The 8,810-nt window shown below is 51.1% G+C and carries 7 protein-coding genes and 3 pseudogenes; all 10 read right to left on the minus strand.

Features of this window, described 5'->3' with window-relative positions; genetic code table 11:
• Window positions 1-284: 284 nt before the first annotated feature.
• The gene (locus FEI13_RS18425; RefSeq protein ID WP_138182957.1) at window positions 285-737 is read right to left on the minus strand and encodes a hypothetical protein; all 453 of its coding nucleotides are present in this window, start codon (window positions 735-737) and stop codon (window positions 285-287) included.
• A gap of 334 nt (window positions 738-1,071) precedes the next feature.
• Window positions 1,072-2,020: pseudogene (locus tag FEI13_RS18430) on the minus strand (IS91 family transposase); the annotation flags it as partial.
• Window positions 2,021-2,469: 449 nt separating this feature from the next.
• Window positions 2,470-2,958, minus strand: coding sequence for a hypothetical protein (locus tag FEI13_RS18435; protein WP_138182958.1), 489 nt, complete (start codon window positions 2,956-2,958; stop codon window positions 2,470-2,472).
• Between the two features lie 376 nt (window positions 2,959-3,334).
• A complete protein-coding gene (locus FEI13_RS18440) occupies window positions 3,335-4,042 on the minus strand; it encodes a hypothetical protein (RefSeq protein ID WP_138182959.1) in 708 nt (235 codons plus the stop codon).
• A gap of 103 nt (window positions 4,043-4,145) precedes the next feature.
• Window positions 4,146-4,412 (minus strand): hypothetical protein, encoded by a 267-nt coding sequence (locus FEI13_RS18445; RefSeq protein ID WP_138182960.1) that lies wholly within the window; start codon window positions 4,410-4,412, stop codon window positions 4,146-4,148.
• A 274-nt stretch (window positions 4,413-4,686) separates the two neighbouring features.
• Window positions 4,687-5,355: a hypothetical protein gene (locus FEI13_RS18450; protein ID WP_138182961.1), complete on the minus strand. Its 669-nt coding sequence runs from the start codon at window positions 5,353-5,355 to the stop codon at window positions 4,687-4,689.
• 710 nt (window positions 5,356-6,065) lie between these two features.
• Window positions 6,066-6,479, minus strand: a pseudogene (locus FEI13_RS18455) (IS5 family transposase); the annotation flags it as partial.
• Window positions 6,480-6,760: 281 nt separating this feature from the next.
• Entirely contained in the window at window positions 6,761-7,420 is a 660-nt protein-coding gene (locus tag FEI13_RS18460) for a hypothetical protein (protein ID WP_138182962.1), read from the minus strand.
• A gap of 53 nt (window positions 7,421-7,473) precedes the next feature.
• On the minus strand, window positions 7,474-8,346 hold the full coding sequence (locus tag FEI13_RS18465; RefSeq protein ID WP_138182963.1) for a hypothetical protein: 873 nt from the start codon (window positions 8,344-8,346) through the stop codon (window positions 7,474-7,476).
• 254 nt (window positions 8,347-8,600) lie between these two features.
• Window positions 8,601-8,711: pseudogene (locus FEI13_RS18470) on the minus strand (excalibur calcium-binding domain-containing protein); the annotation flags it as partial.
• Window positions 8,712-8,810 lie beyond the last annotated feature (99 nt).

Below are 8,810 nucleotides of genomic sequence, written 5' to 3' on the forward strand. Positions count from 1 at the left end.
AGCGTCCTGCCATAAGTCACCTATGCAGCTGCGACATAGGAAAAATTAGCACATCCGACTTTTCGGACAAAACCTAGGAAGCGCCGGGCCACAAACGGTTCCGACAGCTTTCTCTCGGCACGCAACGTGTACCACTCTTGGGCTAAGCTCTTAAGGTCGATAATCACGCTCATGGAACCATCTCTACGTCATGGCATTTCTTGCCGCCGAACGCCGCTCAGCACGCGCAGTTACGGAATGGAGGCGCAGCCGCAATGTAGTAACCGTCGGCGTGACTGGCATGGTTATACCTTTGCAAGATACATCTCAAGCGCGTGCCATAAAAAATAGGCGATAGCACCTGCCAAAAGCATGTATTTCTGGAGGTCTCCATGGATCTTCATTTTCCGATCATGGCGACCAAGAGTTGTATCAAATCTTTCTTTTACGTCTTTCATCTCCACACCAGCTTTATCTGGTGGCATACCGGAGATGAGCCTTTTAAGCACAAGATAATTATGGTTCTGAAAGAGTGCACTGCCAGCATGTTCGATAAATTGAAGTCCAGAGTAGAAGCTCCAGGCCCACGCCGATACTGATAGTACCCATAAGGCATGCGGCCAAATTAATGGATCGGCCTTTGTCTGCGTCATAGAAAAAGCCATGGCCGCGCCCGCCGCAGCTAGCAAAAAGTAAGAGTTCCTTTGTTGCACAGACCGGAACTGACGAAAAAGCTCCAGCTCTTCTTCCTGGGACATCACTGGCTCCTACAGGTATAACTGTTCAGCATTTCTTCGCCGTGCGGAGCATGGCGTATAAATGCCTGTTGGACTAAGCCGCCCATCAGTCTGCTATACAGCTTCTATAGGGTATTGTATTGGCCGGTGTGCGGCCTGAGGCGTCAGGTCGCGCGCATACGGATCTGTTGTGACCCGTGCGGGCCGTGATGTTGGCCATGATCCTCGTTCCCTCCGGGCCCAATTTGCCCCAACGTAGCGCGCCTGCTGGTCGAAATCCATCACCGGGACGAGCGCCGCCGCGACCCGCGAGCGGGCCGGATCGCCGAGTCCGTTGTATGGGTAGCGCGTCAGCTCATGCTCGATAGCGTTGCTTCCTGTGGTTGGGGGGTCGGCTACGCTTGAGTCGCCGGGGCGTGAGGGTCCCGATCCCGCAGTGTCGGTTGCCCGCAGTGTGGGCAGGTATAGGCCAGCTCCGGGTCACTGGCGGGCGTACCAGCATCCGGTGCCTTCTCGACAAGTGCCAGCGCTTGGCGGATCTGTGCCAGGCGTCGTCGCCGGCAGCGATTGGCCAGAAAGCCGTAGTGTCGGACCCGCATCAGCCTTTTGGGCAGGAAGTGGAGCAAGAAGCGGCGCACGAACTCCTTGCCATCGAGGACGAGCGGTTTACGCCGGTCACGGTCGCGGTAGTCCTTGTAGCGTAGGGTCACCTGGTGGTCGTCCACGGCGAGGATCCGGGCATTGCTGATGGCGATCTGGCGCGTGTAGCGCGCCAAGTAGCGCACCACCGTGTCGGTGTGTTCGAGACAGTCCTTGCGGTAGACCACCCACTCGGTGGCCATCAGCGTGTTGAGCTGGTCATCGACGTCACCCGGCCGGGTGACCCGGTGGAGGTCGCCGGCAGTGGCGGCCTGACGCAGGGCACTGACCAGGTGCCCGCGAAAGTGGCGCGACAGGGCCCGGACCAGGAACAGGTAATGGCTGCGAGCCCCACGCCAGCCGCCATCGTCGCCCAGCGCGCCGCCGTGGACCAGGCAGTGCAGGTGCACGTGCTGGCTCAGGTTCTGGCCCCAGGTGTGGAGCACCGCACTCATGCCCATCTCGCCGCCAAGACGCTTGGGATCGCGACCGAAGGATCGGAGTGTGTACCAGGCACTCTGGAACAGCAGTCGGTAAATCACCTCGGGGGGAAGCTGGACCCAGCCGTTGAGGCTGTGCGGCAGGGTGAAGACGACGTGGTAGTAGCGCGCCGGCAGGATGTTCGCCTGCTGACGCTCCGCCCACTGATGCATGGCGCGGCCCTGGCGTCAGGTCGAGCGGTTTGTTAGCTACGCCATTCTTTGTCCGGAACCCGAACTTCTGCAAGAGTGTAAGGAAGTATCTGTTTAGGGAAAATCAATCGCTATACTTATCAATCAATCCACCTATTTGCTCTTGGTCGTATGCTTTTTCAGCTTCACTTAGTGGCCGCTTACGTACATCGCGTTGTTCTCCCCGGTACGTGCAGAGTACATGCCCTCCCAGAGGTACTAATGGCTCGGACAGTGTGCATCGCCTTGCTACTTCATGCGTTTCAAGCTCAACGAGGTTCCCTTTCTCACAGTGAGAATATTCTGGCACCGGAATCGTCGCTGTGCGCGTTTCGCAGAGTATGTCTGGATCGGACGCCTCGGCACTAGCAAGCGGCCACATCAGGGCCGATAGAAAAGCTACCTTCCTGAGCATTTTCATCTCCAAAACCAGCTAACAGTGATTAAAAGGGGTCATCTCGGAAACCTTTCCTAATCCATGCTATAGCTGCTCCTAATAGATAGATAAGTGTCACGGGGCCCGCCCAGCCAACAAAACCGTAACCGATTAGCCTGAGCAGAGCTTGGCGATTCTCGTTAAGAGCGTTCTCATGTTGGATATACACAGAAGAGAAATTGATGGGCACTCCGAGCGAGCTGTTGACATCAGTGACAAAGGCATCGTATGAATCAGCTACTGGGCCGCTTTTATCCGCCAAGAAAAGACGAACGCGTGCGCTGGCTAACGCCAGATTCTTGCGCTCCTCAAGGCTCAACGCTGCTTCATTATCACTTTTGTACTGTTCAAATAAATCAAGAGTAAGTTCTGCGCGTAATACGTCTGCGGCGCGCCAGTAGTTTGGATGCAACATATAAATTGTCCCTGCTACCAAAGCAGCGTAGAACAAGGAAGTGACAATCCATATTCGCTGCCATCCATTGAGACGTCGCATCTTTTGATCCCCCTGACAGTGATTAGACTGTGCGCTCTGTTTTCGGCCAGTCACGCAGGCACAGTCAAGTCAATAAATATACCTGCTCAGCCAACCGTAACCCACTGACTTCTCACGCCATTAACAATAGCTCGGAAGTTTAATATGAATAAACGTGCCAGTATAATTTTCAGGAAGTCCGCTAGGTCGTCCACTTCAGCAGTCACCTCATCAGCATAGTTTAACGTGCTTCACACAGCCTCGATCGTCAGGTGCTGACCTTTAAATCAGCATAGCCTGATGCTCCCCATCCGGCCATAAACGGACTTTGAGAGCCTGCTAACGCTGGCGTCAAAAATAGAGGCACATAAGCGCCGCAATCCTTTGCACGGTCTTGTTAAATGGATACTTTCTGCTCAAAGCATGTCGTTCTAACCCAGCTTGGCTTTAGTTTATTCTCATTTATATATTTTTGTAGCGTTGTCACTCTATTTTCTTCAGATTGTACATTCAATCCTGATTCAGCCAATATCTCAGCAACCAGATCATGCTCACCCATTAGCCAGTTGATCGAATGAAGGTTATTTTCAATTCTATTCAATTGGAAACTGGAAGATATACGGTCTTTATTGCCGGAGTCTATCGTAAGTAGCGATCCCGAAGGACTCCTTTTATCAACAGACACAGCATTTATTAACGCTGTACCCATTACTGGAATAATAGTCATCAAACCTGCGCCAATGGACACAACACCGTCGTGCTCATTATCGGTAACCGAATTTGGATAGCAACTTTTTATATCAGAAAACCCACCCTCAGATATTGAGGCCTTAGCAAGCCCTCCCGATGCAAGCACATGACGCATCAAAGCAATAGCAATTGAGGTTGCACGGTCCAATTTCTCTTCTTCGAAACAGCTAACAATTACAAATCCATCGCCAAACTGGTGAGCAAAAAGGCGATCAACATCATCATTGTATTTTTTACTGCCTACCAGATAGATTCCTTCCATCAAGGCATTGAGAGGGAGCAGTGCTACCATGGTTTGATCGTAGCGGGCACCAAATCCTTCAATATCAATATATATGCTCCAACGTTTATCCATGACTCTATATCCATTTAACGTCGAAAATCATCGGAGATAAAAAGGAAAGCGACAGAGGATCGGCGCTCTTTACCATCGGAGCAAATTTGCCTTGTTAAATTTCTTATTGTGCATCAGATATTGCCCCAATGACGCTAAGCACAAAAACCCAAACAAAAAATGAAACTACACCTGATAATACACCACCATAACTACTATATGTGATCTCAAAGAAATGGCCTATGCTAGCGGCTTTGTTGACAAGGAAATATACAAATCCATCGCCAGGATAAAAATACAGCCATTTAAACCATAGCCAAATATCGCTAATAGTGACTGAGCCGCTATAGTTCATATCAGCTACAAAAGTCCATTGGCGAGGATCATACATTTCTATTTCTCGATTTAAATAAAAAATAGAGTAGACTGCATGCTCTGTATAGAATGAACGAGCATGCTACCTTTGTTGGCATGGCCATTTCGGGCCGACAGCTACGACGCCACACATCAGCTTAGACTAACATTCCTAAGTCGGCCAGAGGCGAACTTTAATATAAAACTAATATAGACCCTAGCTCAGACCCGTCAAATGATCGTTTTGCCGAACAGAACGGAGTAGCCCACGAAGGCGCTTAGCATCGCACGAAGCGTGATGTTAGCTATCTTCATTCTTGATCACGCACCGCCCTCAATACCGCATCCATTCCACGAATAAGTTGAGCTGACACCTGCTTCCAAGCCGTCTTCGCCGCTTTATCTCCAGAGGAATAACCCCACATATTTGACTCTCTGTGCTCGGCAACGAATGGAACGGTAAAGGCGGTGTTAGTTGCTCCGCGATTGTCTTGAATTTCTAAGTCTACCCAGGCCGCGCCGTTCCACCATCCTTCACCACTGAAGGAAGTCGCAAAAACGGATGAACTTCCTGATGCGGTTCCAACAACTGGCCCCCATGGACCTGTTGCCGAGAATTGCGCGGTTTGGATGGTATTGGCATAGGCGGCTGAAGAGATAATCCTACTACCAAATGATGCACCGAGAGTATCTAGCCTGATGCGGACGGCCACTCGACCAGAGGGGACTGCTTCGAAATATGGCACCCATTCAAGATTAGATCCATAGATGCTGGTGAGATCTGTTTTTAGGACCTCAATTGCTTCTACCTGTGATGTGATGTTGCTTCTAGCATCAAAGACGGAAGCCATGATCGGGCTTTGAAGATTCAGCCCCTCTCTAGGTGCAACATCGATCGTTGGAGCGGTAGTACGCTCCGTGGCGCAGCCAGCAAAACTCATCGCCAGCGCGAAAGTGAGAGGAACTGAAAACCTTGCCATACCCTCTCCCAGAAGATGGTTAACATCTCAGAATCATATCGCCGCATTATCAGTTGTGTCGTGATTTCGAAAAAATGTCGACCACACGTCAACGACGTGCTCAGCGCATTTTAGCGCGGTGGATTTGCCGCCATGTCGCCTTTGAGTCATTCCCCACCTTTCACCTGATACACCAAGCTTGAACGCATCCCCTTCATATAAACAGGCACGCTACCGCAAGGGAATCCTGACGTGAGCTGACGCCTTCCCTGGCGTGGAAGCCTGATATGTCGCCATTTTGAGACATGGCAGCATCAGGCAGATACATACATATACATTACAGCCTAATCAAACTTTCCCCGATTAGCGAATGGTCGTCTTGAGGCGTGTCAGCGAAATGCGTTGTTAATGAGGACGATGGGATGGAGGGATGGAGGGATGGAGGGATGGAGGGATGCGGGGATGCGGGGATGCGGGGATGCGGGGATGCGGGGATGCGGGGATGCGGGGATGCGGGGATGCGGGGATGGCAAAGCCAGTGCCACACGTGGATGGGTGGTATCGAGCTAAGCTGATATGGGCCAGGGCTACCTAGGTGGCAGTGGCCGTCACAGTGCCGTAACAAATGGAAGGCTTGCGCCAATATTCAGTAACCGGAAGCCGGATCGCCCTTCTCTTCGTGCAGGCGGCTCCACATGCAGAGGTACCCCACCCTGCTCGTCGTCAGTCCTGACCAGGTCGCCTGCCATGGTGACATCAGCCACGTTGGCTGAGGTAGTGGCAACACTGTGGGTCAGTCCGGTGACCGCATCGACGCCGATGTGGGCCTTCAGGCCGAAATACCACTGGTTGCCCTTCTTGGCCTGCTTCATCTCTGGATCGCGTTGCTTGGCCTTGTTCTTGGTGCAGGTCTCGGCCGCCATGATGGTGGCGTCGACGATGATGCCCTCGCGTATGAACAGGCCCTGCTCGGCCAGGCTGGCGTTGATCTCCTCGAAGATCCGCTGGGTCAGAGCATGCTTCTCCAGCAAATGGCGGAAACGCAGCAGCGTGGTGGAATCCGGTACGCTCTCGATGGCCAGGTCGATACCGATGAAATCGTGCATGGCCTGGCTGTCGTAGATGGCATTAACTAGTACCTCTTCGATGACGGCATTCTAATCATACCCAGTAATCACGGGCACCAGTCTACACGACTTTCTTTACTCAAAGGCTACGAAATTTATCACCTCAGTCTCACAGTGTGTGCATTGTCAGTTGTAATCATGGTGCTTGAACCAAGGCATGCCGCCGGTATCACTATTCTATTTTATTCATATACCCAGGCGAGGAAGGAGCTTTTATTCAGTCTACACCATAGATAACCTGCGCGAGGAACGTTACTCCGATTGATAGCCAAGTTACGCAGCTTCATCTCACATGGAAGTTAATTGGTGTTCTCATTACGTCCGGCTAGCCAAGCTCCAATATTTTTATGGAAATATTTATCTACACCAATTTCGTCTATTTTTTTCTTATCAAACTTTAATGGCTTATAGCCATTCCACCGCCGATCCTCACCATGTACTTCAGTAGCTGTTATATGAGTGAAATAGTCAGCAACCTCACTGAAGAAAGTACGGTTGTGACATCTTATGGCCGATGGGTCTGCCGCAGCTCCACTAAAAATATTAACTACCAAATTTGCGTCATTTAAGTAATCTTGACTAAAAAGCAAAGCTGAGTTATTAAGCTCACTTATCAGTTGTCCAATAGGTTGAGTAAGATTGGCTATCGATTGACGACTTCTAGAAGGAAAGCTGCAAGCTGCCACTGTTTGCTTGAACGCCGCATTCGTCACGTTTGTGAATTCAGATCGGACATCCATAGCCGCTTCAAGCCGCTGCTCTAAAAAGTATCTTGTATCAGATGTCGTGACTTTGAATAGTTCGATTGCCAAAGTAGCAATAAAACCAAAAAGTGCCAACAGCAATCCGATAAGAAGACGGTCTATGAGAATTCTTCTAATGCCAAGCTGGTGTTCGAGCTTGATTCTCTGCTCCGTGGAAAGTTCATTTGCAGAGGGTTTCTCTGAAGTTTTTGCCATTGTATTGACTCCCACGAAAAGTCATGACTACGTCTAACGTCGCAATCACACGCTTATTCGGTGCATTGTTTTGTTAGGGAATCACTGAAAAATTCAGTATCTGACTTGTGATGGTGCTTAAGAGCATTTTTCTGCTCCAGCAGCATGTCCCCGGCCACTGTGAGGTGGACTCTATAGCTTGGCAGCGGGTTTATTCGGCTACCAGGCCCACATTCGAAACTGCGGCCAGAAGCAAAAAACACCAGATTCCTCTTGGCCGTGAAACCTATCCTCCAAGAGGCATCGTGCCTACTCAGAACAATCAGGGAGATACGGAATCGGACGTCCGGCCTGAACCCAGCACGGAAAGCGCTGACCAAGGATGCAGGGGTCAGCACCTCAACAACCTCATCGGACCTGCACGGTTCGGCCAGCTGGTAGCCCTCAAAGCTCCAGAGCCAAGTGGTGCCTTCCCATACGATATAGGCCTGCCGCTCGAACTCGAAACATGCTCCATGCGGTAAGTCGTCTACCACGCTCTGCCAGGTGACCTTTTGCCGACGCCGAATACGCTCTCGGTGAAGCTGTCTATCCATCTCAGGCATGCGGACCCCGCCTGTACCAACTGGCCGGTTGGCCAGCGCCCAACGGTGCTTGAACTCAAGCGCCCTTTGCCGCTGGCATTCCATGCAGGGACGATGTCCGGCTGCTAGTGCCGTTGCCTCATCGAGGAAGAAAAGCTCGGTATAGCGCCCAGGCGACATCAGCTGACGACGTTTGTCCTTAAAATCAAGCACACAGATGACCCAGTTCTGGTGAGCATGTGTCTTTCTTAGATTCCGAGCATCATCGTGAAGGATGCCACGATTACCCATCAGAGTGCCACGCGTCGAGGACTCTAAGATCTCGCCCTTGGGGTGACTCGGTTTTGCAATGGCATGTTTCACGTCCTTGTCAATGCACTAAATAAATAGCTCATAGCACCTAGGTTGAGGGGCTAGTGTTCGTGACGCCTGAACGCCAAGTTACTGCACCAGCACTCGTTGACCTAAAATTTTCCAGACCGACCTATCTGTACTTGATTCAATGCTTTCCGCTTTCGGCCAGAAGCGAACGCTTAGTGAGAGTTGATATAACGCAGAGCACACCGGCGGCCATTTTATTGCCGTCCAAGAGCCGCGACTTGTTATAGCAGTCGCGATTATAACCGGGAGTCGTTTTCGCAAGGGATCCCGTCGCGATCACCATCCATCTTTGTGTTCGGGCAGTTTCTTGTGAAGAACTCAGCTTCGGCTCTGGATGTCATCTCACTGCAATGCTGGCGCCCGTCACAACTAGGTTTTGTCCGAAAAGTCGGATGTGCTAATTTTTCCTATGTCGCAGCTGCATAGGTGACTTATGGCAGGACGCT

It is taken from the genome of Halomonas urmiana, from assembly GCF_005780185.1.
GTDB lineage: Bacteria > Pseudomonadota > Gammaproteobacteria > Pseudomonadales > Halomonadaceae > Halomonas > Halomonas urmiana.

Excerpts from the sequence above, each read along its gene's own strand:
- FEI13_RS18425 (WP_138182957.1), bottom strand. The coding sequence starts at position 737 with ATGTCCCAGGAAGAAGAGCTGGAGCTTTTTCGTCAGTTCCGGTCTGTG.
- FEI13_RS18435 (WP_138182958.1), bottom strand. The coding sequence starts at position 2,958 with ATGCGACGTCTCAATGGATGGCAGCGAATATGGATTGTCACTTCCTTG.
- FEI13_RS18440 (WP_138182959.1), bottom strand. The coding sequence starts at position 4,042 with ATGGATAAACGTTGGAGCATATATATTGATATTGAAGGATTTGGTGCC.
- FEI13_RS18445 (WP_138182960.1), bottom strand. The coding sequence starts at position 4,412 with ATGTATGATCCTCGCCAATGGACTTTTGTAGCTGATATGAACTATAGC.
- FEI13_RS18450 (WP_138182961.1), bottom strand. The coding sequence starts at position 5,355 with ATGGCAAGGTTTTCAGTTCCTCTCACTTTCGCGCTGGCGATGAGTTTT.
- FEI13_RS18460 (WP_138182962.1), bottom strand. The coding sequence starts at position 7,420 with ATGGCAAAAACTTCAGAGAAACCCTCTGCAAATGAACTTTCCACGGAG.